General features: G+C 59.9%; 28 protein-coding genes. 16 read left to right on the forward strand and 12 right to left on the reverse strand.

Features of this window, described 5'->3' with window-relative positions; translation table 11 throughout:
* Positions 1–61 precede the first annotated feature (61 nt).
* On the reverse strand, positions 62–733 hold the full coding sequence (gene rnt, locus P2T68_RS07310) for a ribonuclease T (protein ID WP_024073715.1): 672 nt from the start codon (positions 731–733) through the stop codon (positions 62–64).
* Positions 730–1,776, reverse strand: a complete 1,047-nt coding sequence (pyrC, locus tag P2T68_RS07315) for a dihydroorotase (protein ID WP_024073716.1) — start codon at positions 1,774–1,776, stop codon at positions 730–732. Before pyrC ends, rnt begins: the two co-directional genes overlap by 4 nt.
* Before the next feature lie 156 nt (positions 1,777–1,932).
* Here pyrC and P2T68_RS07320 point away from each other — a divergent pair, with 156 nt between their 5' ends.
* The 3 genes from P2T68_RS07320 to P2T68_RS07330 all read left to right on the forward strand — a co-directional run bounded on the left by P2T68_RS07320 (position 1,933) and on the right by P2T68_RS07330 (position 5,432).
* A complete protein-coding gene (locus P2T68_RS07320) occupies positions 1,933–2,841 on the forward strand; it encodes an OmpA family protein (protein ID WP_024073717.1) in 909 nt (302 codons plus the stop codon).
* A gap of 129 nt (positions 2,842–2,970) precedes the next feature.
* Positions 2,971–4,188, forward strand: coding sequence for an argininosuccinate synthase (locus P2T68_RS07325; protein WP_024073718.1), 1,218 nt, complete (start codon positions 2,971–2,973; stop codon positions 4,186–4,188).
* A 611-nt stretch (positions 4,189–4,799) separates the two neighbouring features.
* Positions 4,800–5,432 carry a response regulator transcription factor gene (locus P2T68_RS07330; RefSeq protein ID WP_017844627.1) on the forward strand — a complete coding sequence of 211 codons (633 nt, stop codon included), beginning with the start codon at positions 4,800–4,802 and terminating at the stop codon, positions 5,430–5,432.
* A gap of 73 nt (positions 5,433–5,505) precedes the next feature.
* Here P2T68_RS07330 and P2T68_RS07335 read toward each other — a convergent pair whose 3' ends face one another.
* From P2T68_RS07335 to metG, 8 genes are all read right to left on the reverse strand, one after another.
* Complete coding sequence (locus P2T68_RS07335; protein ID WP_024073719.1) at positions 5,506–5,688, reverse strand: hypothetical protein; 183 nt, start codon at positions 5,686–5,688, stop codon at positions 5,506–5,508.
* 107 nt (positions 5,689–5,795) lie between these two features.
* Complete coding sequence (gene nth / locus P2T68_RS07340) at positions 5,796–6,434, reverse strand: endonuclease III (RefSeq protein ID WP_024073720.1); 639 nt, start codon at positions 6,432–6,434, stop codon at positions 5,796–5,798.
* A gap of 25 nt (positions 6,435–6,459) precedes the next feature.
* Entirely contained in the window at positions 6,460–6,954 is a 495-nt protein-coding gene (locus P2T68_RS07345; protein WP_024073721.1) for an Rnf-Nqr domain containing protein, read from the reverse strand.
* Positions 6,947–7,531 (reverse strand): RnfABCDGE type electron transport complex subunit G, encoded by a 585-nt coding sequence (locus P2T68_RS07350; protein ID WP_150292754.1) that lies wholly within the window; start codon positions 7,529–7,531, stop codon positions 6,947–6,949. Before P2T68_RS07350 ends, P2T68_RS07345 begins: the two co-directional genes overlap by 8 nt.
* Positions 7,528–8,487: an RnfABCDGE type electron transport complex subunit D gene (locus P2T68_RS07355; RefSeq protein ID WP_081329155.1), complete on the reverse strand. Its 960-nt coding sequence runs from the start codon at positions 8,485–8,487 to the stop codon at positions 7,528–7,530. The genes P2T68_RS07350 and P2T68_RS07355 overlap by 4 nt, the downstream gene beginning before the upstream one ends.
* Positions 8,474–9,436, reverse strand: a complete 963-nt coding sequence (gene rsxB, locus P2T68_RS07360) for an electron transport complex subunit RsxB (protein ID WP_102624422.1) — start codon at positions 9,434–9,436, stop codon at positions 8,474–8,476. The genes P2T68_RS07355 and rsxB overlap by 14 nt, the downstream gene beginning before the upstream one ends.
* A complete protein-coding gene (locus tag P2T68_RS07365) occupies positions 9,433–10,005 on the reverse strand; it encodes an Rnf-Nqr domain containing protein (protein WP_041161112.1) in 573 nt (190 codons plus the stop codon). Before P2T68_RS07365 ends, rsxB begins: the two co-directional genes overlap by 4 nt.
* A 103-nt stretch (positions 10,006–10,108) precedes the next feature.
* Entirely contained in the window at positions 10,109–12,160 is a 2,052-nt protein-coding gene (metG, locus tag P2T68_RS07370) for a methionine--tRNA ligase (RefSeq protein WP_069075357.1), read from the reverse strand.
* A gap of 172 nt (positions 12,161–12,332) precedes the next feature.
* Here metG and apbC point away from each other — a divergent pair, with 172 nt between their 5' ends.
* Positions 12,333–13,427 (forward strand): iron-sulfur cluster carrier protein ApbC, encoded by a 1,095-nt coding sequence (gene apbC, locus P2T68_RS07375; protein ID WP_024073727.1) that lies wholly within the window; start codon positions 12,333–12,335, stop codon positions 13,425–13,427.
* Between the two features lie 461 nt (positions 13,428–13,888).
* Here apbC and fdxA read toward each other — a convergent pair whose 3' ends face one another.
* Complete coding sequence (fdxA, locus tag P2T68_RS07380; RefSeq protein ID WP_024073728.1) at positions 13,889–14,212, reverse strand: ferredoxin FdxA; 324 nt, start codon at positions 14,210–14,212, stop codon at positions 13,889–13,891.
* A gap of 142 nt (positions 14,213–14,354) precedes the next feature.
* Positions 14,355–16,946 (reverse strand): DNA mismatch repair protein MutS, encoded by a 2,592-nt coding sequence (mutS, locus tag P2T68_RS07385; protein ID WP_277379204.1) that lies wholly within the window; start codon positions 16,944–16,946, stop codon positions 14,355–14,357.
* Between the two features lie 198 nt (positions 16,947–17,144).
* On the opposite strand from mutS, the gene P2T68_RS07390 reads away from it, so the two are divergent.
* The 12 genes from P2T68_RS07390 (at position 17,145) to P2T68_RS07445 (ending at position 25,556) form a co-directional block, all read left to right on the forward strand.
* The gene (locus P2T68_RS07390; protein WP_024073730.1) at positions 17,145–17,879 is read left to right on the forward strand and encodes an XRE family transcriptional regulator; all 735 of its coding nucleotides are present in this window, start codon (positions 17,145–17,147) and stop codon (positions 17,877–17,879) included.
* A gap of 594 nt (positions 17,880–18,473) precedes the next feature.
* Complete coding sequence (locus P2T68_RS07395) at positions 18,474–18,818, forward strand: phage holin family protein (RefSeq protein WP_024073732.1); 345 nt, start codon at positions 18,474–18,476, stop codon at positions 18,816–18,818.
* 21 nt (positions 18,819–18,839) lie between these two features.
* A complete protein-coding gene (locus P2T68_RS07400; protein WP_024073733.1) occupies positions 18,840–19,355 on the forward strand; it encodes a hypothetical protein in 516 nt (171 codons plus the stop codon).
* Positions 19,356–19,358: 3 nt separating this feature from the next.
* On the forward strand, positions 19,359–19,970 hold the full coding sequence (locus tag P2T68_RS07405; protein WP_024073734.1) for a phage baseplate assembly protein V: 612 nt from the start codon (positions 19,359–19,361) through the stop codon (positions 19,968–19,970).
* Between the two features lie 9 nt (positions 19,971–19,979).
* Positions 19,980–20,312, forward strand: a complete 333-nt coding sequence (locus P2T68_RS07410; RefSeq protein ID WP_024073735.1) for a phage baseplate protein — start codon at positions 19,980–19,982, stop codon at positions 20,310–20,312.
* The gene (locus P2T68_RS07415; RefSeq protein WP_102624421.1) at positions 20,309–21,304 is read left to right on the forward strand and encodes a baseplate J/gp47 family protein; all 996 of its coding nucleotides are present in this window, start codon (positions 20,309–20,311) and stop codon (positions 21,302–21,304) included. The genes P2T68_RS07410 and P2T68_RS07415 overlap by 4 nt, the downstream gene beginning before the upstream one ends.
* Entirely contained in the window at positions 21,301–21,930 is a 630-nt protein-coding gene (locus P2T68_RS07420) for a phage tail protein I (RefSeq protein ID WP_024073737.1), read from the forward strand. Before P2T68_RS07415 ends, P2T68_RS07420 begins: the two co-directional genes overlap by 4 nt.
* The gene (locus tag P2T68_RS07425; protein WP_024073738.1) at positions 21,931–23,250 is read left to right on the forward strand and encodes a phage tail protein; all 1,320 of its coding nucleotides are present in this window, start codon (positions 21,931–21,933) and stop codon (positions 23,248–23,250) included.
* Positions 23,250–23,615, forward strand: coding sequence for a phage tail assembly chaperone (locus P2T68_RS07430; protein WP_024073739.1), 366 nt, complete (start codon positions 23,250–23,252; stop codon positions 23,613–23,615). The genes P2T68_RS07425 and P2T68_RS07430 overlap by 1 nt, the downstream gene beginning before the upstream one ends.
* Before the next feature lie 65 nt (positions 23,616–23,680).
* A complete protein-coding gene (locus P2T68_RS07435; RefSeq protein ID WP_024073740.1) occupies positions 23,681–23,881 on the forward strand; it encodes a hypothetical protein in 201 nt (66 codons plus the stop codon).
* Between the two features lie 2 nt (positions 23,882–23,883).
* Positions 23,884–25,050, forward strand: a complete 1,167-nt coding sequence (locus P2T68_RS07440; RefSeq protein WP_102624416.1) for a phage tail protein — start codon at positions 23,884–23,886, stop codon at positions 25,048–25,050.
* Positions 25,050–25,556: a phage major tail tube protein gene (locus tag P2T68_RS07445; RefSeq protein WP_024073742.1), complete on the forward strand. Its 507-nt coding sequence runs from the start codon at positions 25,050–25,052 to the stop codon at positions 25,554–25,556. Before P2T68_RS07440 ends, P2T68_RS07445 begins: the two co-directional genes overlap by 1 nt.
* Positions 25,557–25,584 lie beyond the last annotated feature (28 nt).

Consider the following 25,584-nt stretch of genomic DNA (forward strand, 5'->3'; position numbering starts at 1 on the left):
AGATTCCGGGTAAAAAAAACCGGCCTGAGAGGGCCGGTTTTTTTATGCGCGGGCGATGAACTCAGTCGCTGAAGTCTTCCCAGCCACCCATCTGTTTCCAACGGTTGACGATACCGCAGAACAGTTCGGCGGTCTTTTCAGTGTCGTAGCGGGCCGAATGGGCTTCGCGTCCGTCAAAGTCGATACCGGCCGCCTGGCATGCTTTGGCCAAGACGGTCTGGCCATAGGCCAGGCCGGCCAGGGTCGCCGTGTCGAAGCTGGAGAACGGGTGGAACGGGTTGCGCTTCATGTCCAGGCGCGCCACTGCGGCGTTGAGGAAGCCCAGGTCGAAGCTGCTGTTGTGACCCACCAGGATCGCGCGTTTGCAGCCATTGGCCTTCAATGCCTTGCGCACGCCACGAAAGATATCGGTCAGCGCCGCTTCTTCACTGACTGCCATGCGCAACGGGTGATCAAGCTTGATCCCGGTGAACTCCAAGGCCGCGGCTTCGATATTGGCGCCTTCAAACGGTTCAACCCGGAAGAAGTGCGTGTGTTCCGGGAACACGAAGCCCTGTTCATCCATGCCAATGGTGGTGGCCGCGATTTCCAGCAGGGCATCGGTGGCGCAGTTGAAGCCCCCGGTTTCTACGTCGATGACAACCGGCAGATAGCCGCGAAACCGCTCGGCCATCGGGTGACGGGAGCCGCCACCGCTATGCTCGTGTTCGTCGTCGTAATGGTCTTCACTCACTTGCTTTCCTCCAGCAGGCGCCAGCGCAGTGTTTCACCGGCGCGCAGCGGGATAACAGTCAGCTCGCCAAACGGCAGGCTGGCAGGGGCGGTCCAGTCTTCACGGACCAGGGTAATGCGATCGGTATTCGCCGGCAGGCCATAGAAACGTGGACCGTTGAGGCTGGCGAAGCCTTCGAGCTTGTCCAGGGCATTGCGCTGTTCGAATGCTTCGGCATACAGCTCGATGGCGGCATACGCGGTGTAGCACCCGGCACAACCGCATGCGGCTTCCTTGGCGTGCTGGGCATGGGGAGCCGAGTCGGTACCGAGGAAGAACTTCGGGTTGCCGCTGGTGGCAGCGTCCAGCAAGGCCACCTGGTGGGTATTGCGCTTGAGAATCGGCAGGCAATAGAAGTGCGGCCGAATCCCGCCCACCAGCATGTGGTTGCGGTTGTAGAGCAGGTGATGCGCAGTGATGGTCGCGCCCACGTTGGCCGAGGCCTCGGTGACGAACTGCACGGCATCCGCCGTGGTGATGTGTTCGAACACCACCTTGAGCGTGGGGAACAGCTCGACCACGCGGCGCATGTGCTCGTCGATGAAGATCTTCTCGCGATCGAACACGTCGACGTCGCCACGGGTGACTTCACCGTGGATCAACAGCGGCATGCCAACTTCAGCCATGGCTTCGATGGCGGGCAGGATCTTATCGATGCTGGTCACGCCTGAGTCGGAGTTGGTGGTTGCGCCCGCCGGGTACAGCTTGGCGGCGTGCACGAAACCGCAGGCCTTGGCCTCACGAATTTCTTCGGGCTGGGTGCGGTCGGTCAGGTAGAGCACCATCAGCGGTTCGAAGCGGCTGCCGGCCGGCCGCGCAGCGAGGATACGCTGGCGATAGGCGTCGGCTTGCTCGGCATTGCGCACCGGAGGTACCAGGTTAGGCATGATGATGGCGCGGCCAAACGTACGCGCTACATCGGCCACGGTTTGGGGCAACGCAGCACCATCGCGAAGATGAATATGCCAGTCGTCGGGACGCAGCAGGGTCAGGCGGTCGGACATTGGGGATTCCAGGCGGGTCAATCTGGTGGGAATGCTACCGGAAAAGACTCTTGCAGGCACTCGCTATCAAGTTTTGCAGGATGCGACCGATATCCCTGGGTATGCCTTAACGATGTATGACGCTTTGAAGTGTTGTAGAAACCAGTGGAGCCTCCCGTGCGCCAGCATTATCTAGCCCTGCTCAGTGTGTTCGCCAGCCTGCCTGCGATGGCCCTCACGTTCCAGACACGTCTGGAAAATATTGAGTGGAAGGTGGAAGGCGACCAATTCGAGTGCCGCCTGACCCAGCCGATCACCGATTTTGGCTCGGGTGAGTTCGTGCGCCGGGCCGGCGAGCAGGCCACGTTCCGTTTGAAAGCCTACAGCGGCGCGTTGGGCGCGGGCTCGGCCACGTTGCTGGCGGCCGCTGCGCCCTGGCAACCGGGCCGGGGCGATATCAACCTCGGCGCCGTGCACGCGGGCAGTGGCGACGTTCTGTTCAACAGTTCCCAGGCCCAGGCCGGGCGCCTGTTCACCGGTTTGCTCGAGGGGCGCAGCCCGACCGTGCGGCATTACGCCCGCGAGGGCGGCTATTCGGAAATTCGCCTGTTACCGGTGAAATTCAACAAGGCCTATAACGACTATCAACTGTGCACCGCCAAGCTGTTACCGATGAATTACGATCAGGTCAAACAGACCGAAATCGGCTTCCCCGGTGGAGGCATCGAACTGGATGCTGCGGCCAAGCGCAAGCTGGCGGTGATTCTCGCGTTCATGAAAGCCGACCCGACGGTGAACCATATCGAGTTGAACGGCCACTCCGACAACAGCGGCAATCGCCTGACCAACCGCGATGTGTCGCGCCGGCGTGCCCTGGCGGTGATGGACTACTTCAAGGCCAATGGTATCCAGGAGTCGCAGATCACGATGCGCTTCCATGGCGAAAGCTACCCCCTGGCGCCTAATACCAACGCCGCCAACCGCGCCCGTAACCGCCGCGTGAACATTCAGCTCGAGCGCGTTGCCGTTCCGGACAAAACGGCGCCCCAGGCCAAGGCCCCCAGCAACCCTGCTGCCACGTCATAAGGTGCGACCATCGGTCGCTCGGTCGACATAATCTGTCGCTTTATCTTCATTTGCTGTCGCGCCCCTGTAAATTCACGGTTTTGGTCGGTAGAATCGACGCCTTTCCGTAAAAACCCGTGGAGTGATGGCATGGCCGACGTAAACAAGGTCGTTCTCGCGTATTCCGGCGGCCTGGACACTTCGGTGATCCTCAAGTGGCTGCAGGATACTTATAACTGTGAAGTGGTGACCTTCACCGCTGACCTGGGTCAGGGCGAAGAGGTCGAACCTGCACGTGCCAAGGCGCAAGCCATGGGCGTGAAAGAGATCTACATTGACGACCTGCGCGAAGAGTTCGTCCGCGATTTCGTTTTCCCGATGTTTCGCGCCAACACCGTCTACGAAGGTGAGTACCTGCTGGGTACTTCCATCGCACGCCCGCTGATCGCCAAGCGCTTGATCGAAATCGCCAACGAAACCGGCGCTGACGCCATTTCCCATGGTGCCACCGGCAAGGGCAACGACCAGGTACGCTTCGAATTGGGCGCCTACGCGCTGAAGCCTGGTGTGAAAGTGATTGCTCCTTGGCGTGAGTGGGACCTGCTGTCCCGTGAAAAGCTGATGGATTACGCTGAAAAGCACGCGATCCCGATCGAGCGTCATGGCAAGAAGAAATCCCCGTACTCGATGGATGCCAACCTGCTGCACATCTCCTATGAAGGCGGCGTGCTGGAAGACACCTGGACCGAGCACGAAGAAGACATGTGGAAATGGACCGTCTCCCCGGAGAACGCTCCCGACAAGCCGCAATACCTGGAACTGACCTACCGCAACGGCGATATCGTCGCGCTGGACGGTGTCGAAATGACCCCGGCCACCGTGCTGGCGACCTTGAACCGTATCGGTGGCGCGCACGGTATCGGCCGTCTCGACATCGTCGAGAACCGCTACGTGGGCATGAAGTCCCGTGGCTGCTATGAAACCCCGGGTGGCACCATCATGCTGCGCGCTCACCGCGCCATCGAATCCATCACCCTGGATCGCGAAGTGGCTCACCTCAAAGACGAGCTGATGCCCAAGTACGCCAGCCTGATCTACACCGGCTACTGGTGGAGCCCTGAGCGCCTGATGCTGCAACAGATGATCGATGCTTCCCAGGTCCACGTGAACGGCGTTGTACGTCTGAAGCTGTACAAGGGCAATGTGATCGTTACTGGTCGTAAGTCGGATGAATCGCTGTTCGACGCCAATATCGCCACCTTCGAAGAAGATGGCGGCGCCTACAACCAGGCGGACGCGGCAGGCTTCATCAAGTTGAACGCACTGCGCATGCGCATTGCGGCCAACAAGGGTCGCAAGTTGTTCTGAGTCTTTAAGATGGTGTGAAAGATGGCCCCTTTTTCAAGGGGCCATTTTTTTTACCTTGAAAAAGGTGGGAACCCCATATGTTTAAGCATTGTTTAATGCGGAATTTTAAGCGCTTAAAAAGTTGAGTTTGCGGGCGTAGCTGTTTTTAAAGGTATGAATGAATTATTTACACCTGATCAGGAACTATGTCTTACAGAAAATTCACTCACAAAAGTGCGGGGCAGTTGTAAGACGCAGAAAGTTCTGTAGGAAAATTAGGGTGTAAGTAGATATGTTAAATGGAACTGAAAGAGTCAGGCTTTTTTTGCCAGCTCGTACGCGTGAAGGCGACAAACAAGGGGCGTTTCCTGAAACTCCTGTGCGCCACGTTTACCTTCACCCCCTTATGTATTGGATATTTCACTCAAAATATGTGTGCCCCCGGAAAGGTCTGAAAGGCTCCATAAAACTCGATACATCCGCGTTGGTGATTTTTTGTAGGTTAATTCCTATCTGGTTGTGGGTTGGGTCTCTGCTTGCTGTTGCTCAGGGGGGAATGCTATGCCAACTAGGAAACGACTAGGCTATTGTGCTTGCTCTGAATAATTCGAACAGCGAAATTGGACTTTCTCATGAATAAAGTGCTGATCGTGGATGATCATCCCGTCATTCGTCTTGCTGTGCGTATGCTAATGGAACGCCATGGTTATGAGGTCGTTGCCGAGACCGATAACGGTGTCGATGCGTTGCAACTTGCGCGGGAGCATATGCCGGACATTGTCATACTGGATATTGGAATTCCCAAACTGGATGGTCTGGAAGTTATCTGTCGACTGTCCTCCACCAAACAGGCCACGCCGTTCAAGGTGCTGGTGCTGACATCGCAGGCACCCGGGCATTTCTCCATGCGTTGCATGCAGGCAGGGGCGGCCGGCTACGTGTGCAAGCAGCAGGACCTGACCGAGTTGCTGAGTGCTATCAAGGCGGTCCTCTCCGGCTACAGTTACTTCCCGAATCAGGCGCTGAACTCGGTACGTTCCACCATGGGCAACGCCAGTGAGGCGGACATGGTCGAGCGTCTCTCCGGCCGGGAGATGATGGTATTGCAGCAATTGGCGCGTGGTAAAACCAACAAGGAGATTGCCGATGGCATGTTCCTCAGCAACAAGACCGTGAGTACTTACAAAACGCGCTTGCTGCTCAAGCTCAATGCACGCTCCCTGGTCGACTTGATCGAGTTGGCCCAGCGCAACGGGCTGGTATAGGGGAGGGCGTCATCAAGGTAGATCGGCAGAAAAAAGCCTCCGCAAGGGAGGCTTCCGGCCGTCATCGGCTCTATCAGAGGTCGAAATCGTAGTCGGCCAGCTGTTTTTGCAAGCGTCGCTCTTCCAGGAGATTGTCGATAGTGCGGCGTTTGCTTAGATTGGTCTTGGCCACTTCTACTACAGGTGTTTCTGCCCCGTCGTCATCCGACTCAACGAGGTCGTCATCCACTTCCAGTTGTTCTTTGCCAGTGCTCATAAGGTTAACTCCGGGCTAAGACTGCCGTTGGCGCTCCTTATAACGATAATCCATGGATGGGTAAAAAAGATTTTTTCAATCGACTGATCGTAAAAATCAATGATTCCTCAATCGTCGGAGGTTTTTTCCTTGTACTCGCACAGGTCCTCGATGCGACAGCTGCCGCAGCGTGGCTTGCGCGCCTGGCAGACATAACGCCCGTGCAGGATCAGCCAATGATGCGAATCGAGCAGATAGGGCTTGGGAACAAACTTCATCAGCTGCTTTTCCACTTCCACCACATTCTTCCCACGTGCAATGCCGGTGCGGTTGCTGACACGAAAAATATGTGTGTCCACGGCCATTGTCAGCTGGCGAAACGCCGTATTGAGCACCACATTGGCTGTCTTGCGGCCCACGCCGGGCAGCGCTTCCAAGGCTTCGCGTGTTTGCGGTACTTCACCGCCATGCCGCTCCACCAGCAGGCGGCAGGTCTCGATGACATTCTTGGCCTTGCTGTTGTACAGGCCGATGGTCTTGATGTACTCGGACAAACCCTCAACGCCCAGGGCATAAATCGCCGCGGGTGTGTTCGCCACAGGAAATAGCTTGGCCGTGGCCTTGTTGACGCCCACATCGGTCGATTGGGCCGAGAGAATCACGGCAATCAGCAACTCGAATGGCGATGAATAGGCCAGTTCGGTCTTGGGTTCCGGATTGTCTTCGTGAAGCCTGCGAAAAATTTCCAATCGTTTTGCGGCGTTCATGGGGCGGGCGGCTCCTTGCTGGCGGTCAGCGTGATTTCGAATAGTGGGCCCAGGCTTGGCACCCTGCGAGCAGTAACCCGAGCAGGATAAACCCGGCAGGCATGAATGTGGTGGCGGTACCGGCGCGTAGCAACCCCAGCAGTATCAGCAGGGCGGCGAAAAGGCCAAACAGCCGCAGGCGTGCCTTGTGCTGGCCGGCCGCGAAGAAGCCGCCGTGTTCCAGTACTACGCATTGCACGCTGATCATGGCGAGATAGAGGCCCAGTTGCTGATAGGTCGTGAGTGCAAATGCCTGCAACAGTAACTGCACGACACTGACCAGGGTCGCGGCAAGCATCAGGCTGGCAATCAACCGTAAGGGGGCGCTGAGACGGGATCGCACACCTGCCATGACCAGGCCATACAGCGTCACGACTAGCACGGACAGCCCCAGGAAACTCAGGGCCTTGGGCAGCGTGTCACTCACTCCGATCAACGGTGTCAGCATCAGCGTATTGGCCAGGCCAAAGGCTTTAGTCATGGGCCGCGTGCTCCAGCAATGCAGATCGATGTTCGTCGAAAAAACGCAGCGCATCGTGGGCGGCATTGGACACCGCGCGGGAAGTCAGGGTCGCGCCTGCCATCTGATCGAATGTCGGGTCTTTCAGGTCGCTGCGGGTGCGGCCTTTGAAGGCGGCCAGCCAAGGGTTGCCGGGCTCACTGATATGGCCACCAAGGCTTGGGGTTTCCGAGTGCTCCAGCGGTTTGATTGCCAGCAGCTTACCGTCGCGGTCGATGGCCACCAGCAGTTCAATCGGCCCGCCGTAGCCGTTGGCTTGTAACCGCAGGATCACGGCGCTTGCCTGGCCGGCCAGGGTTGCCAGGTAGCCACCTTGAAGCTGGCTGTTTGACAAGGGTTGGGGAGCGATCGCCAGCGCCTGGTCCAAGGGCTGGTTGTCGTAGCGGTCCGCGGGTAGCAGGTCGAGCAGGGCCTGACGCTGTTGCGTCTGGGCTTGGAGCGCCGCATGGCCGGCGGTCAGGTGCTGCAGCCCCAAGGTCAAGGCGATGCCGCCCATGCTAATCAGCAGCGCCAGCAGCAGGCCTCGGGTGACTCTCATGCATTCACCTGCGGCTGTTTCGGTGCCACCAGGCGCTCCAGCGCGGGCACCGCCAGGTTCATCAGCAATACTGCGAAGGCTACCCCGTCCGGGTAACCGCCCCACGTGCGAATCAGATAGGTCAGCGCGCCTACGCCCGCGCCAAAGAGCAGGCGTGCCCGCGGGCTCCTGGGGCCCGATACCGGCTCGGTGATGATGAAAAAGGCGCCGAGAAGGGTGGCGCCGGTCAGCAGATGAAACAGCGGCGAGCCATGGGAATCCGAACCCGACCCGTTCCAGCACAGCAGGCTGATCACAAACAGGCTGCCCAGCATGCCAACGGGTGCATGCCAGCTGAACACGCGCTGCCATAACAGCCAGAGGCCACCCATGAGATAGGCCAGGCCGACCCACTCGCTGGCCCTGCCGCCGAAATGCCCAAATGCCGGGCTGCGCGCGAACAGCTCGTCGATGGTCAGGCTCTTGTTGATTCGCAGGGCATCCAAGGCGGTGGCCTGGGCCCAGGCATCCGGCGCCGCGCCGTGCAGGCCCAGAACCTGATTGACGCCGGCCAGCAGGTCCAGGCCATGGGGCGCCGGCCAGTGGCTCATGGGTTGGGGAAAGGCCACCAGCATCAGGGCGTACCCGACCATGGCCGGATTGAATGGGTTTCGATTGCCACCATACAAGTGCTTGCCCAGCAGCAACCCTCCGGTGACAGCGGCTACACACAGCCACCAGGGACAATAAGGTGGCAGGGCCAGGGCCAGCAGTGTGGCGCTGACCAGGCTGCTCAGGTCACGAACGCGCCGTCCTCGCAGGCGGTCGACACCCGCGTCCACCAGTAGCGCGCATCCCCCAGCCAAGATCAAATTGATCAACACCCCCCATCCGTACCACCAGCACAGTGCCACGACGCCCGGCAGCGTTGCGAGCAACACGCGCTGCAAGGCCTGCTGCGGATCAGGCGTTGTCATGGGCGTCCACCAGGCGCTGTGCCTCATCCAGCTTGCCTTGCGCCTCGGCCAATTGCTGCGGGTCGGCCTTCTGATCCTGGGCTCTCTTCAGCTCTGCGCGGCGCATGGCCAGTTGGATCTTGGCGCGCTTGAGTTCGGCGGTATTGCTGGGGGCAGCAGCCTTGGGGGTGCTGTTCAACTCCAGCGCGGCAAGTGCCTGCTCTGCGGCCTCGAACTGCTGTTGCAGGACGATCAATTGCGACTGCTGCTCAAACGTCGGTGGATGCCCGAACGCCTTCAAGGATTTGTGCAGTTGGGCGCGACTCATGGCCACGCTGATTTTCGCTTGCTTGACCGCTGCCTCCCTCGCCGCCTGGGCTTTATCGACCTGCACTGGCTCCGGCGCAGCGGTGTGTCTGGTCCGGGCCAGGCGTTCGGCGATCTTGAGCGCTTCTTCCCGTCGCAGACGTGCATTGCGTTGCTCAAAGCGCCGTCGTGCACGATCACGCTTGAGGCCGCGCTGACGGCGTTGGTCTTCGTTGGTGGCGAGGCCTCCGACGATGGGTAGCGCCGTGAGCAACGGGTGCATTTCGATGCAATCGACCGGGCAGGGCGCGACGCACAGGTCACAACCCGTGCATTCGTCGATGATCACCGTGTGCATCAGCTTGGCGGCGCCGACGATGGCGTCCACCGGGCATGCCTGGATGCACTTGGTGCAACCGATGCACTCGGCTTCGCGGATATACGCAACCTGCGCGGGTGCCTCGCCCCGCGTGGCGTCCAGTTCCAGCACCGGCACTTTCAGCAACTGTGCCAGCCCGGCGATGGTTTCCTGCCCACCCGGCGGGCACTTGTTAATCGCCTCACCCTGGGCAATACCTTCGGCGTAAGGCTTGCAGCCTGGGTGGCCGCACTTGCCGCATTGAGTCTGCGGCAGCAGCGCGTCGATACGTTGAATCAGGTTCATGCTTTGAACATTGCGTTGAAGCCGAAGAAGGCCACTGCCATCAGCCCGACGCTGATCAGTTCGACCGGCAGGCCGCGAAAAGGCAGGGGGATGTCGTTGTCGGCGATGCGTTGGCGCAAGTCGCTGAACAGGCTCAGCACCAGCCAGAAACCGAGCCCGGCGCCCAGGCTCAATGCGGCCATGTGCACCACGCCTTTATCATTTTGTGTGCCCATCACGACCACGGCCAGTACGCCGGCGTTACCCAGCAGCAGTGGCCACAGACCGTTGGTTACCAGGGCGGGGCGCACGCGCGTCAGCAGGCTGAGCACCGGGTGGATCAACAGCGCGGTCAGCGGCAAAAACACAAATAGCCGCAGTGTCGTCAATGCGAACGGCTGCAACAGATAGTGGTCCAGCAGATAACCCAGCACGCCGCTGAGCACCATCAATAGGGTGGTGGCGATCCCGAGGGCATGCAGCCGTTGGCGTGAGGCCAGGGCCAGCACCGGGTCGACCGCCAGCGGCATCTGCAACACGAAGTTGCTGATCAGGGCGGCGCTGACAAGGGTGAGGAACATATCGGTCATGGTCATGCCGGTTAAGCAAACAGGGCCTGATTATCCGGCAAGCGAGAAGGGGGTACTAGCTGAAAAGCCCCGTCGCCGTAACGACAGGGCTGTTTCGCCGGGCTTACTTGATGCGTTGACCCGGCTTGGCGCCGCTGTCAGGGCTCAGCAGGTAGATTTCTTCGCCGCCAGGGCCAGCCGCCATCACCATGCCTTCGGAAATACCGAACTTCATTTTCCGCGGCTTGAGGTTGGCGATCATCATGGTCAGGCGACCATTGAGCTTGGAAGGGTCCGGATAGGCGCTCTTGATCCCGGAGAACACGTTGCGTTGCTCGTCACCGATATCCAAGGTCAGGCGCAGCAGCTTGTCGGCACCTTCAACGGCTTCGGCCTTGACGATCAGCGCAACGCGCAGGTCCACGGCGGCAAAGGCGTCGAACTCGATCTCCGGGGAGAGGGGGTCCTTGGCCAGTTCACCGTTGCCCGCTGGCGTCGATTCGCCGGTATCGGTCTGGCTGGCGACCAGGTCTTCTTTCGAAGCGTCGGTCATGGCCTGGACTTTTACCGGGTCGATGCGGGTCATCAGCGGCTTGAACTCGTTCAGCGGGTGGTTGCCGAGCAGGGTGGCGTGGTCATTCCAGGTCAGCGGCGCGACGTTGAGGAACGCCTCGGCGTCGGCGGCCAGCAATGGCAGCACGGGCTTGAGGAAGATCACCAACTGGCGGAACAGGTTGACGCCGGTGGCGCAGATCGCCTGGACTTCAGCCTGCTTGCCTTCCTGCTTGTTCAGCGACCACGGTGCCTTGTCGGCGATCCAGGCGTTGGCGCGGTCGGCCAGGCCCATGATCTCGCGCATCGCGCGGGCAAAGTCGCGGGCCTCATAGGCATCGGCAATGCTTGGCGCGGCGGCCAGGAAGGCCTCGGTCAGTTCCGGCGCGGCATTTTCCGCCACCATCACACCGGCGTTGCCCTTGTGGATGAACCCGGCGCAACGGCTGGCGATGTTGACGACTTTGCCCACCAGGTCGGAGTTGACCTTCTGTACGAAGTCTTCCAGGTTCAGGTCGAGGTCGTCGACGCCACGGCCCAGCTTGGAGGCGTAGTAGTAGCGCAGGTATTCCGGCGACAGGTGGTCCAGGTAGGTGCGCGCCTTGATAAAGGTGCCACGGGACTTGGACATCTTCTGGCCATTGACCGTCAGGTAACCGTGTACGGCGATGCCGGTTGGCTTGCGGTAGCCCGAACCTTCGAGCATGGCTGGCCAGAACAGGGCGTGGAAGTTGACGATGTCCTTGCCGATGAAGTGGTACAGCTCGGCGGTGGAGTCCTTGCCCCAGAAAGCGTCGAAGTCCAGCTCCGGCGTGCGGGCGCAGAGGTTCTTGAAGCTGGCCATGTAGCCGATCGGCGCGTCCAGCCACACGTAGAAGTACTTGCCTGGCTCGTCGGGGATTTCGAAGCCGAAGTACGGCGCATCGCGGGAGATGTCCCACTGTTGCAGGCCGGCGTCCAGCCATTCGGCGATCTTGTTCGCCACGGCGTCCTGCAGGGTGCCGCTGCGGGTCCAGGTTTGCAGCATCTGCTGGAAATCCGGGAGCTTGAAGAAGAAGTGCTGGGAATCCTTGAGCACCGGGATGGCGCCGGAGATAGCCGAACGCGGGTTCTTCAGGTCAGTGGGTGCGTAGGTGGCACCGCATTTTTCGCAGTTGTCGCCGTACTGGTCTTCGGTGCCGCATTTTGGGCAGGTGCCCTTGATGAAACGGTCGGCCAGGAACATTTTCTTTTCCGGGTCGAAATACTGCGTGATCGAACGCGTGGCAATGTGCCCGGCGTCGCGCAAGCGCTTATAGATCTGGCTCGACAGCTCGCGGTTTTCGTCGGAGTGGGTCGAGTGGAAGTTGTCGAAGTCCACCAGGAAGTCGGCAAAGTCGGCGCTGTGTTCAGCCTGCACATTGGCGATCAGTTGTTCCGGGGTGATCCCTTCCTTTTCGGCGCGCAACATGATGGCCGAGCCGTGGGCGTCGTCCGCGCAGACATAGATGCATTGATTGCCGCGATGCTTCTGGAAGCGCACCCACATATCGGTCTGGATGTACTCAAGCATATGGCCAAGATGGATGGAACCATTGGCATAGGGCAGGGCGCTGGTGACGAGGATCTTGCGTGGCTCGGACATGGGGCTCGGCTACTTGATGAAACGGAGGTCGGCCACTATAAAGCGCCGGGAAATTTATTTCACCCCGTGGCGTTGTTTCAGCATCTTCCCTGTCTTCGAAAGCATGCCGTTAAGCCGCTGGAACGGTTAGGATAGCCGCCTGTTTCAGTCAGTCTTTTTTCGGGAGTAGCCCATGAGCGCCGTCAATCGCGCAGCGGTGGAAGCCGTTCTTCGCCAATACACCGACCCCTATTTGAACCAGGACCCGGTCAGTGCCGGCTGTGTACGCGCCATCGAGGTCCAGGGCGATCAAGTGTCGGTCCAGATGGAACTGGGTTATGCCGCCGGCCTGTTCAAGAGCGGCTGGGCGCAGATGCTGCAAATGGCCATCGAAGGCCTGGACGGCGTGGGGGCGGCCAAGGTCGACATTCGGTGCGTGATCGCGCCGCACAAGGCCCAGGCGCAGATCCCAGGCCTGGCCAACGTCAAGAACGTGGTCGCAGTGGCGTCCGGCAAGGGCGGTGTGGGTAAGTCCACCACGGCGGCCAACCTGGCCCTGGCCCTGGCCCGTGAAGGTGCGCGGGTGGGCATTCTTGACGCCGATATCTACGGCCCGAGCCAAGGCGTGATGTTCGGCATTGCCGAGGGCACGCGGCCGAAGGTCAAGGACCAGAAATGGTTCGTGCCGATTGAGTCCATGGGCGTGGAAGTGATGTCCATGGCCTTCCTCACCGATGACAACACGCCGATGGTCTGGCGCGGGCCGATGGTGTCCGGCGCACTGCTGCAACTGGTCACGCAGACTGCCTGGGGCGACCTGGACTACCTGGTGATCGATATGCCGCCGGGCACGGGCGATATCCAACTGACCCTGGCGCAAAAAGTCCCGGTGGCTGGCTCGGTGATCGTGACCACGCCCCAGGACCTGGCGCTGCTCGACGCGAAGAAAGGCGTCGAGATGTTCCGCAAGGTCAATATCCCGGTGCTGGGTGTGGTGGAGAACATGGCGGTGCACATCTGCTCCAACTGCGGGCATGCCGAGCACTTGTTCGGTGAAGGGGGAGGCGAGAAGCTGGCGACCCAGTATGGCGTCGAACTGCTGGCCTCATTGCCGTTGTCGATGGGTATTCGCGAGCAGGCCGACGGCGGCAAGCCTACCGTGGCGGCCGAGCCCGATGGCCAGATCGCGATGATCTATCAGGAGCTGGCCCGCCATGTCGGCGCACGAATCGTGCTGCAAGAGGCTGCGACGCAGGCCATGCCGACTATCACTGTCAGTGAAGATTGAGGGGGGCAGGATCGAGTCGGGACTGCCAAAGCGGCGAATTGCGCTTTTACGCAATGGCGCGTGTAAGCATTCGCTTACTTTTACGTAAGTGTTTGGTTTTTTTGCCCGCCCGTAGCGCCTCTAAATACCGGAGTGTTTTTCTATCTGATTGAAATATAACAACTATTTATTGTGTCTCGAGCAATGATAGCTGTCAGTCCAGCGGTTGGATCGCGTTGAACTTCGCCGGGAACTCTCTAAGATCAGCCCTGTGTCCACGGATTGGCACGGCCATCAAGGAACGATGGCTTGAAGGAACGTCGCAGGATGCGATTCATCAGGATGATGAAAAGGAATAAAGGGACTAGGGAAAAAATGTGGGCGGGTCATACCGCCCCTTTTTTTTGCCTGAAGAAAAGTGAGCGTCTACCCCTGAACGCAAAAAAGGCCCGGAAGGGCCTTTTTTTTGGACTGCGACGCTGTCAGCGCTCGAGTTCTTTGATCTTGCCTTTTTTGCCATCCCACTCTTCCGCGTCCGGCAGCGGTTCTTTCTTCTCGGTGATGTTCGGCCAGATTTCAGCCAGCTCGACGTTCAACTGGATAAATTCCTGCATGTCTTCCGGGACTTCGTCCTCGGAGAAAATAGCGACGGCCGGGCATTCAGGCTCACACAGGGCGCAGTCAATGCACTCGTCCGGGTGGATGACCAGGAAATTCGGGCCTTCGTAGAAGCAGTCCACCGGACACACTTCTACGCAGTCGGTGTACTTGCACTTGATGCAGTTGTCGGTGACGACGAAGGTCATTTCTAATTTTCTCCTCAGGCGGCGGCAGCGAAACCCCTTATGGTGGGGCTCGCGAGGTTCGAGAGCGATAGTCTGCGGACCAGGCTAAAAGCCCGCAGCATCCCAAACCGCGCGAGATAATATCAGCTTGCAAGCGTCTGCGTTAGACCCGTGTCTTCAGTGTATAGAGCATTTCCAGCGCTTTTCGCGGCGTCAAGTCGTCCAGGTCAAGCTTTGCCAACTCCTCCAGTACCGGATGGGGCAGGGTGGCGAACATATCACTCTGGTGTGGCGTGCTGGTTTTGCTGTTGGTTTTTTTCGGGCTCGCGACCACGGTTTCGTGGGGCAGGGCCGTGGCCTCCAGGCGGCTGAGGTGCTCGCGGGCGCGGGCGATTACGTCGTTGGGCACGCCCGCCAGTTGCGCCACGGCCAGGCCGTAACTCTGGCTGGCCGGCCCTGGCAGCACATGGTGCAGGAACACGATGCGCTCGTTGTGCTCGGTGGCATTGAGATGCACGTTGGCCACCAACGGCTCGCTTTCCGGCAACACGGTCAGTTCGAAGTAGTGGGTGGCGAACAGCGTATAGGCGCGCAGGTGCGCCAGGCGTTCGGCCGCCGCCCAAGCCAGGGACAGGCCGTCGAAGGTACTGGTGCCGCGACCGACTTCGTCCATCAGCACCAGGCTGCGGTCGGTGGCGTTGTGCAGGATATTCGCGGTTTCGCTCATTTCCACCATAAAGGTCGAACGGCCACCGGCCAGGTCATCGCTGGAGCCGATCCGCGTGAAGATGCGGTCCACCAGGGACAGTTCGCAACTGGCCGCCGGTACGAAGCTGCCAATATGCGCCAGCAGCACGATCAGGGCGGTTTGGCGCATGTAGGTGGATTTACCGCCCATGTTCGGACCGGTGATGACCAGCATGCGTGTATCGTCATCCAGCGACAGGTCGTTGGCGACGAACGGCGTGGTGAGCACCTGCTCCACCACCGGGTGGCGACCTTGCACGATGCGCATGCAGGGCTCGCTGACAAACCGCGGGCAGTTCAAGTCGAGGTTCAGCGCGCGTTCGGCAAGGTTGCTCAGTACATCCAGCTCTGCCAGGGCAGCGGCGGTGTCCTGAAGCGGCGCCAGTTGGCTGATCAGGTCTTCAAGCAGGTTTTCATAGAGCATCTTTTCCCGAGCCAGGGCGCGACTCTTGGCCGACAGCGCCTTGTCTTCGAATTCTTTCAGCTCTGGCGTGATAAAGCGCTCTGCGCCTTTGAGGGTCTGGCGACGCTGGTAATCGATGGGCGCCGACTCGGCCTGCTTGCTCGGCAACTCGATAAAGTAGCCATGCACGCGGTTGTAGCCGACCTTGAGGTTGGCCAGGCCGGTGCGCGCTTTTTCGCGGGCTTCCAGGTCGATCAGGAACTGCCCGGCGTTTTCGCTCAGGGACTGCAATTCATCCAGTTCGCTGTCGTAACCGGTCTTGAGTACGCCGCCATCGCGGATAATTGCCGGCGGGTTGTCGATAATGGCCTTTTCCAGCAACGCCGCGAGTGCCGGGTAGGTGCCGGCTGTGACGGCGAGTTGTTGCAGGTGGGGCGTGTCCAGCTCGGTCATTGCCACTTGCAACTGCGGCAGCGCGCTGAGCGCGTCGCGCAGGCGTGCCAGGTCACGGGGCCGCGCATTACGCAGGCCGATCCGCGCCAGGATGCGCTCGATATCGCCGATTTCCTTGAGCTGCGGTTGCAGCTTTTCAAAGCGATAGCCGTCCAGCAGGCAAGTAATCGACGTCTGGCGCGCTTGCAGGACGGTCAGGTCGCGTAGCGGGCGGTTCAGCCAGCGGGTCAGCAGGCGGCTGCCCATGGCGGTCTGGCAGCGGTCCACTACCGATTGCAACGTGTTGTCGCGGCCACCGGCCAGGTTGGTGTCCAGCTCCAGGTTGCGACGGCTCGCGCCATCGAGCACCACGGTGTCGTCCAGTCGCTCATGACGCAGGCTGCGCAAGTGCGGCAGGGCGGTGCGCTGGGTTTCCTTGGCGTAGCTGAGCAGGCAACCGGCGGCGCCGATGGCCAGGGTCAGGGTTTCACAGCCGAAGCCCTTGAGGTCTTGCACCGAGAATTGCTGGCACAGGCTTTTCAACGCCGAATCACGCTCGAAATCCCACGGCGCGCGACGCTTGGTCCCACGACGCTTTTCTGCCGGCAAGTCTTTTGGCCAGTCATCCGGGATCAACAACTCCACCGGGTTGATGCGCTCCAGCTCCGCCAGCAGGTTCTCCCAACCTTTGATCTCCTGCACGCTGAAGTTGCCGCTGGTGATATCCAGTACGGAAAGGCCGAACAAACGCTCATCGCCCAGGACGGCGGCGATCAGGTTGTCACGTCGCTCATCCAGCAGCGCCTCATCACTCACCGTCCCCGGCGTAATAATGCGCACCACCTGACGTTCAACCGGCCCCTTGCTGGTAGCTGGGTCACCGATCTGCTCGCAGATCACCACCGACTCGCCCAGCTTCACCAGTTTGACGAGGTAGCCTTCCAGCGAGTGGTAAGGAATCCCACACATCGGAATCGACTGCCCTGCCGACTGCCCGCGCGCGGTCAGGGTGATGTCCAGCAATTTGGCCGCCTTCTTCGCGTCTTCATAGAAGATCTCGTAGAAGTCGCCCATGCGATAGAACATCAACTGATCAGGGTGCTGGTTTTTCAGGCGCCAGTACTGCTGCATCATCGGGGTGTGGGAGGACAGATCGGACGTGTTTTTACTCATTGGATAGTAGGCAAATTCGTTGAAAGTGATGGGGCAAAGGGGGCGCTCGGCCCAGCATTTTTTGCGATGGGCGCAAGGTTAACACGCGAGGTCGGGGGTTCGCAGGTCGCAAGCGGGTAGGCGCGGCGGCATGGCATGTGCATAAAATATGCAAATTAGCATTTGCAAACCCAAAAAACTCCCGTCACTATCCGCGTTATGCAAAAACGCAACGTTTCTATCGTCTTAAGAGAGCTGCTGGACCGCGACCGGATCTCCCCCACGGAGCTTCACCGGCGTACCGGCGTGCCTCAATCCACACTGTCCCGGATCCTCAGCGGCAAGATCGTTGATCCGTCGGACAAGCATATTTCCCGCATCGCCGAGTATTTTCGCGTCAGCACCGACCAACTGCGCGGGCGCGCAGCGGTGGGCGCTTTGCGTGATGATGGACGCGACCCGATGCATTCGGAACTCAAGGACATAAGCCTGTGGGATGACGACACCCCTGTGAATGACGACGAGGTGTCGATCCCCTTTCTGCGCGAGGTTGAATTGGCTGCTGGATCAGGAAGATTCGTCATCGAAGAAAGTGAGAAGGCCAGCCTGCGTTTTGGAAAGCGCAGCCTGCGGCATAACGGTGTGCAGTTCGACCAGGCCAAATGCGTGACGGTACGCGGCAACAGTATGTTGCCGGTGTTGCGCGATGGCGCGACGGTGGGGGTGAATGCGGGCAAGAGCGCCATTGGAGACATCGTTGATGGCGACTTGTACGCCATCAATCACAACGGCCAACTGCGGGTGAAACAGCTCTACCGCCTGCCTTCCGGGATTCGCCTGCGCAGTTTCAACCGCGATGAGCACCCGGACGAGGACTACAGCTTCCAGGACATCCAGGATGAGCAAATCAGCATCCTGGGTCATGTGTTCTGGTGGGGCATGTACGCCCGTTAACCACCTTGTGTAAGACAAAGCCCGCTATCGAGCGGGCTTTTTTTCGCCTGCACAAAATCGTCAAACCCTTTGCCCATAAGGCTGAAAATGCATCTATGCATTTCTTTGCTGAAAATAAATGCATTTGTGCATTGACTGTATATGCATACATGCATATTCTTTGTTCCAAGCCAGCCAACAAGGCTTGGTGGAGGCGGCAAGGATGCTGCCAAGGAAGACAAGGAAGGCACGCAACATCGGCAAGGACGCCATCAGAGCGATGGCAAGGATGCCAGGTAACACCGGCAAGGATGCCGACGCTCTTTAGTGACACCGCTTCAACGAACAGGCAGCGATGAATCGGCCTCAACGGTTCAGAGGGTTGGCAACTGACCCGGGTGTGCAGCGTAAAGCACCAGAAGCAGTTATCCGGCAGACAGGGATCGTGGTCGGAAAAACATCGAGGAAAGGTCCGTACCGCGCCAGTAGCGCCGAAAGACCGAGGACCGCATTACTGAAAAGCCCGGGTAACCGGGCTTTTTGGAATGCCTACCTACACATGGAATTACCCAAGCGCCGGCACTCTGCCGGCATTGTTCAGCCAGGAGGCGTGACATGACAAACGAGCAGCAAGCGTTAGCGGAAATGCCTATCTGGCTGGTGATCGTACTGGCCCTGGTCGGCGGGGTCTCCGGCGAAATGTGGCGCGCCGACAAGGAGGGCGCGCGGGGCTGGTCGCTGGTGCGGCGCCTGGCCCTGCGGTCGGGAGCATGCATGGTCTGCGGGGTGTCGGCATTGATGCTGTGCTACGCCGCGGGGATGTCGATCTGGACTGCCGGCGCCATTGGTTGCCTGACCGCCATGGCGGGGGCCGACGTTGCCATCGGCCTCTATGAACGCTGGGCGGCCAAGCGCATCGGGGTCAACGAGACCCCGCCTTCCCGCCCGGATCAGCCGTAACCGTTGCAAGGACGCGACTACATGACACTTATCGAAAAACCTTCCCAGCTCCCCGTGGCGATTGGGGAAGCGCTCAAGCGCGCCTTTCCACTATTGCGCGTCGGCAATCATCAAGACTTCCAGGGCGCCAGCGACAGAACCGGTGTGCTGATTACCGTGGAGCGCAACGGCCCCGACGTTCGCTCCTTTGAAGGGCGCAAGGCCCACGCCTTGGCGGTTTCACTCCGCGTCACGGTTGCCAGCGGGGCTACTGCTTTTGACGCCTGTGACCTGGCCAGCCAATTGATGGACCTGGCGTTGGATAACCGCTGGGGCCTGCCGCCTGATCAGTGCGACCTGCCCACGGCCATCGTCGCGGCACCGACGGTACTCACCGGTAACGAAACGGATTACGACAGCTGGACCGTGTCCTTCACCCAAAACCTCTATTTCGGCCCGTCGCTGCTCGAAGATCCCACAGGTACGCCGTTGTTTGCCTGCACCTGGGAAGTCTCGGACATCGACGATCCGGATCAATATCGCCCGTTGCAGGAGTAGGCCATGTTCGACGCATTGTTACGCATGCAACTGGGGCCGATTATCGAGCGCCTGGCGGAAATGGAAGCCCAGCTCGAAGACCTGTATCGACGCGCGGATAGTTTCTGCCGCATTGGCGTGTGCCAGGAGGTCGACGCCGCCGGCAATACCTGCAAGGTCAGCCACGGTGAGTTGCTCAGCCCGGCGATCCGCTTCTTCAACCCCAGTGCCGGGGCGCAGAGCGAAACCCGCATTCCTTCCGTGGGGGAGCAATGTCTGTTGCTCAACTATGGCGGTGGAGAGGGCGGTGCGCAGTCTGTAGCCCTCTTCGGCCTCAACAGTAGCTTGTTTCCGCCGGTCTCCAGCGTTGCGTCATTGACCCGACGCCGTTATCAGGACGGTACCCAGAGCGATTACGACGACGCCAGCCACACCTTCAACTGGGCCAACGGCCCCACGACCCTCAGCGGTTCCCGCGAACAGGTCGAGGTGAAAGTCGGCCCCGCCACCCTGCAAATGACGGCCGATCACATCGCTGTGCAACTCGGTGCCGTCGGCCTGCTGCTGGACGCTGGCGGTGTGCACTTGAGCGGCCCACTGGTGGATCACCAGGGCCGTGTGATCAGCAGCGCATAAGGATTTGCCATGATCGGAATCGATAGGAACACCGGGGCAGCGGTCGATGACTGGCTGCAATTTGTACAGCGTGCCACCCGAGCGCTGACCACCCCCGTGGGCACTCGCCAGAAGCGCCCGTTGTACGGCTCGCTGATCCCGCAATTGCTCGGCCAGAACCTCGGTGACGATCTGCTGATCCTCGCCCAAAGCCACGCCGCGCAAGCGTTCTACACCACCCAGAACGGCATCGCCGATTTCCAACCCCAGGTCATTGTCGCCACGCGCCAGGGCGCAGGTTTATTGCTGCGTTTTGCCGGTACCTGGAAAAACCGCCAACAATCCTTCGAGGTCGTGACATGAGCATGCTGATCCCTGGCCAGAACCAACTGGCGGAGCCGGCGATTATCGCGGTCGATGAATTCGAACCGCTGCTGGCGGAGTTCAAGGCGTTCGTCGTCGACTACGTCGCCACCCGCGCGCCGCAAACCGCAGCCAAGCTCAAGGTCAGCCTCGATAACGAAAGCGAGCTGCTGACCCTGGCCCTGGAAGCGTTTTGCGTGCGGCTGCAAACTCATGAGCGCAAATACAACGCCCGTATCAAGCAGATGCTGGCGTGGTGGGCCACCGGCAGCAACCTGGATGCGCGCCTGGCCGACATGGGCCTGGAGCGCCAGGTGCTCGACCCCGGCGACCCGGCCGCCTTCCCGCCGGTGCCACCCACCCTGGAAAGCGACGACGATGCGCGCCTGCGCTATTACCTGGCACCCCATGCGCCGGCAGCGGGTTCGCGCATGCAGTACCGCCGCGAAGTGTTCACCCTCGGCGAGCGGCCGTCGGTCAAGGTGCAGAGCGCTACGCCGGGCGTGGTGACCGTCAGCTACGCCTTCGATCCGGACGGCTACGCAGCCCAGGTCAAGGATGGCAACGGGCGACGTACGGCTCCTGGCGAAGTGATGGTCACCGTACTGTCCAGGGAAGGGGATGGCACACCTTCCGCCGATTTACTCGACGGTGTGCGGCGACATTTCGCACGGCCGGATGTACGACCGGAAACCGATCTGGTCACCGTGCAGGCTGCGCAGATTCAACGGTACAAAATTCGTGTGGTGGCCAAGATCAATGCCGGACCGGATTCGGGCCTGACTCAAGTGGCTGCGCAGCAACTGCTGCAAACCTACGCCGACTCCTGTCATCGCCTGGAAGGCCGGGTCGACCCAAGCTGGATCGACTACGCCATCCACAGCGCCGGCGCGGCGCAACTGCACATCCTCGAACCGCTGGAGCCGATCATCAGCACGGCGTTCCAGGCCCCGTATTGCACGGGTGTCGAGGTGGAGGTGCGCACGCTATGAGGGATCCCAAAGCAAGCCTGTTGCCGGTCAACAGTTCGCCGCTGGAAAAGGCGTTGGACCTGGGGTTTGGCTATTTGCTGGAGCGCGTTACCCCACCGTTTCCCGAGCTGATGGACCCGGCCCGTACACCCGCGGCGTTCTTGCCTTACCTGGCGGCAGACCGCGCCGTCAACGAATGGAGCAGCACGGCCCCGGAGGCTGAGAAACGCTTGACCGTCAAACTCGCCTGGCCCACCGCGCGCCAGGCGGGCACCCGCCAAGCCCTGGAAAACGCCGCCAGGGGCCTGCAACTCACGCCCGAGGTGCGCGCCTGGTACGAGCAGGAACCGCTGGGCGTGCCCTACAGCTTTGCCGTACGGGCCTGGACCGAATTGCCCTACGGCGAGGTTATCGATGCCCGACTCGACCGCCGCCTGGCCGATGCCAAAAGCGAGCGCGACATCCTGTCGATCTCCGTGGGCCTGAGCGCCTTTGGCCGTCACAGCATAGGTGCCGCCACGCTGTGCGGTGAACTGACCACGATTTATCCCAACGTGCTGGCAGGGGTCGAGGCCTCGGGGCGCGCCTTTATGGCGGCCGGTCTCTACACCGTCGAAACCACCACCCTTTATCCACAGGAGCACTAAATGGCTGACTATTACACCCTGCTCACCAACGCGGGGATCGCCTACGAAACCGCCTGCAAGGCCGCCGGCGTACCGATCAAGCTGGCGCAGATTTCCGTCGGTGACGGCAACGGCGCCGTCTATAACCCCGACGCCAGCGCCAAGGCCCTTAAACGCGAAGTCTGGCGCGGGCCGCTGAACGCGCTATTCCAAGATGAGAAAAATGCCAACTGGCTGATGGCCGAAGTCACCATCCCGTCGGATGTTGGCGGCTGGTATGTACGCGAGGCCGGGCTGTGGACGGATACCGGGATCTTGTATGCGATCGTCAAATACCCGGAGTCGTATAAGCCGGTACTGGCGACGTCGGGATCGGGGAAAGAGTTTTATATTCGCTCGATTTTTGAGACGAGTAATGCGTCGATCGTGACGTTGTTGATTGATGACACCGTGGTGAAGGCGACGCGGGCTTGGGTGATGGATTACCTGGGCGAGCAACTGGCGAAGGGGACTTATACCAAGGCTGAGATTGAGGCGATGATTGCCAAGGCTTCGGCGTTGCCGGTGGGGGTTATGGTGCCGTTTCCACTGGGGACGGTGCCGCCGGGGTATTTGGAGGTGGATAACAGTCTGTTCAAGGATGACCTTTATCCGGATCTTGCGGCGTATTTGGCGAAGAGGTTTAACGTTACTGGTGATGCGGTGGGTTACACACGGTTACCGGAGTCGCGAGGGGAGTTTTTTCGGGGATGGGATCATGGACGCGGTATGGACCCTGGTCGAGCGGTCGGCAGTTACCAGGCTGATGCGTTCAAGAGTCATACCCATACGCCTCCAAATCAAACAGGAATCAGCTCTGCATCAGTCCCGACTGGCGCCAAGTCTCTCGGAGGCAATAATTACGACACGCTCTACAACGTAGGTTTTACAGGCGATACGGAGACCCGACCGCGTAACCTGGCAGTGATGTGGTGTATTAAGGCTTGGAACGCGCCAATCAATCAGGGATATATTGATATTGCAGCTTTGGAAAGTCAGATACGAGAACTCAGCCGCACACTAACAAATCAATTCAAGACAATATCTGATGTTAAGGCATCTAGGGCGATTAACGTCACCTATACCAATGCCACAGAAAGACCCCTCTACGTCAATATTGCCTTTGTTGCTACTGCCGTAAACCAAACTGCTTCAATTGTGGTTGATAGCACTTTGTTTATAGGGTCTTCATTTCCGAGCGCCGGTTTAAGTATGGCGATTTCCGCAATTGTTCCAGCAGGCTCCACTTATAAAGTCCCGTTGGGTAGCTACACTATTAACACATGGACGGAAATGCGCTGATGAACTATTTCATTAATGAAATTGGAGAGATATTTGCTTTTGATCAGGGAGTAAGTGCGCCTGATGGCTTTCGCAATATCTCGGAAGCCGAGGCTATGGCGCTGGCTGCCGGCCCCTCTCCTGCTTTTGATCTTGTAGTTGTTGAGCGAGCATGGCGTGATGATGAGTTGTTGGCGGTGACATGGCTGCGTGACCGTCATCGTGATCAGTTAGAAATGGAGGCGTCTACAACGCTTTCTGATGAGTACTTCATGCAGTTGTTGGTCTATATCCAGGCTCTTCGCGACTGGCCTCAATCGCCCAATTTCCCTAAAGCCGAACTTCGTCCAGTTGCTCCAATCTGGCTCGCTGAGCAAACCGAATAAACCCCATTCATCTGCCCCCCCCAAACCGCCCTTCGCGGTTTTTTTTCGCCTGGAGATTCTCTCTTATGCCCACTCGCCAAACCTACACCGTCCTCATCCCATTCCCCACCCACGCCGGCCACTGGTCCGTCGTCGGCGAGGAATTGGACCTGCTGGACATCGAAGCATCCGCCCTGCGCACCGCTGGCCGCCTGGAACTGACCAGCGTGCTCGCCGCGAAGGACACCACCCCGGCCAAAAAGGCCACCACCAAGAAGGCTGACTAATCATGGCTGAGGTTTTGAACTTCGAGCACAACGGCATCACCGTGAATGCCACTGAATCCCCCGAGGCCATGGGTGGCCTGGGTGACAACGTAATCGGCCTGGTCGGCACCGCGCCGAATGCCCATGCGTCGATCCCGAAAAACGCGCCGTTTCGCATCAACAGCTTCACCACCCAGGCGCTGCTGGACCCGACCGGTGCCGAGACCGGCACGCTGTTCCATGCCGTGTACCAGATCCTCAAAGTGGTGAAGGTGCCGGTCTATGTAGTGATCGTGGAGGAGGGCGCGACCCCGGCCGATACCGTCAACAATGTGATCGGCGGCAACGAACCGGTCACCGGTCGCAAGTTGGGCCTGGCGGCACTGGCCAGCGTGCCGGAAGACTTGACCATCATCGGCGCCCCAGGCTTCACCGGCACCAAGGCGGTGGCCGGTGAGTTCGCCGCGTTCGGCAAGCGCATCAAGGCCCGCGTGGTGCTGGATGGCAAGGACGCCTCGGTGGCCGACCAGGTGACCTACAGCGGCGAACTGGGCGGTGCCGACCTCGGTTTCGACCGTTGCCTGCTGGTGCACAACATGCCGTCGGTGTACTCCAAGGCGGCGAAGAAGAATGTGTTCCTATCGCCGTCGTCCCTGGCCATTGCGGCGTTGGCCAAGGTCAAGCAATGGGAAAGCCCAGGCAACCAGGTGACGTTCGCTGAGGACGTTTCCCGCGTGGTCGAGTACAACATCCTCGACACCTCCACCGAAGGCGACCTGCTCAACCGCTACGGCGTGAGCTACTACGCCCGCACCATCCTGGGCGGTTTTTCGCTGCTGGGTAACCGCTCCATCACCGGCAAGTTCATCAGCTACGTCGGCCTGGAAGATGCGATCAGCCGCAAGCTGGTCAAGGCCGGTCAGAAAGCCATGGCCAAGAACCTCACCAAGTCCTTCATGGACCAGGAGGTCAAGCGCATCAACGACTGGCTGCAAACCCTGGTCGCCGACGAAACCATCCCCGGCGGCAGTGTGTACCTGCACCCGGAATTGAACAGTGTCGAGAAGTACAAGAACGGCACCTGGTTCATCGTCATCGACTACGGCCGTTATGCGCCAAACGAGCACATGGTTTATCAACTCAACGCTCGCGATGAAATCATCGAGCAGTTCCTGGAGGACGTTCTCTAATGTTTACCAACCGAGTCAGACAGGCCATCGCGGCCACCCTTCAAGGCCTGCCGTTGTCCGCGACGGTGGAGGAGTTCACTCCGCCGAAGATCGAGTTCGACATGGAGCCCATGTCCGGCGGGCGCTTTATCGCCGAGGAAATGGCCAAGAGCGGCAAGGTGCTCGGCGCCACGCTGGTGCTGCAAGGCGCCGGCCCGGAAGTCATGCTGGCCCTGGGCGTGCGCCTGGGTGACGACATCCTGCTGAACGTGCGCGAAGCCGGCCAGGACCAGGACGGCAAGACCTACTTCACCTATCACACCGTCGGCGGCAAGCTCAAATCCCTGGCCGAGGCGAAGCTGAAGATGGGCGACAAGCCCACCACCACCCTGGAGCTGTCCTGCCGCACCTACAACCGCTTGGAAAACGGCATTCCGGTGATCGACATCGATGTGCGCACCCAGAAGTTCGTGCTCAACGGCGTCGACATTCTCGGTGATGCGCGCCGTGCTGTGCTGATGCCTTAACCCTTGGGGGCGGGAGTGCTCGCCCCCT

It is taken from the genome of Pseudomonas sp. G11, from assembly GCF_029457515.1.
Taxonomy (GTDB): domain Bacteria; phylum Pseudomonadota; class Gammaproteobacteria; order Pseudomonadales; family Pseudomonadaceae; genus Aquipseudomonas; species Aquipseudomonas gorinensis.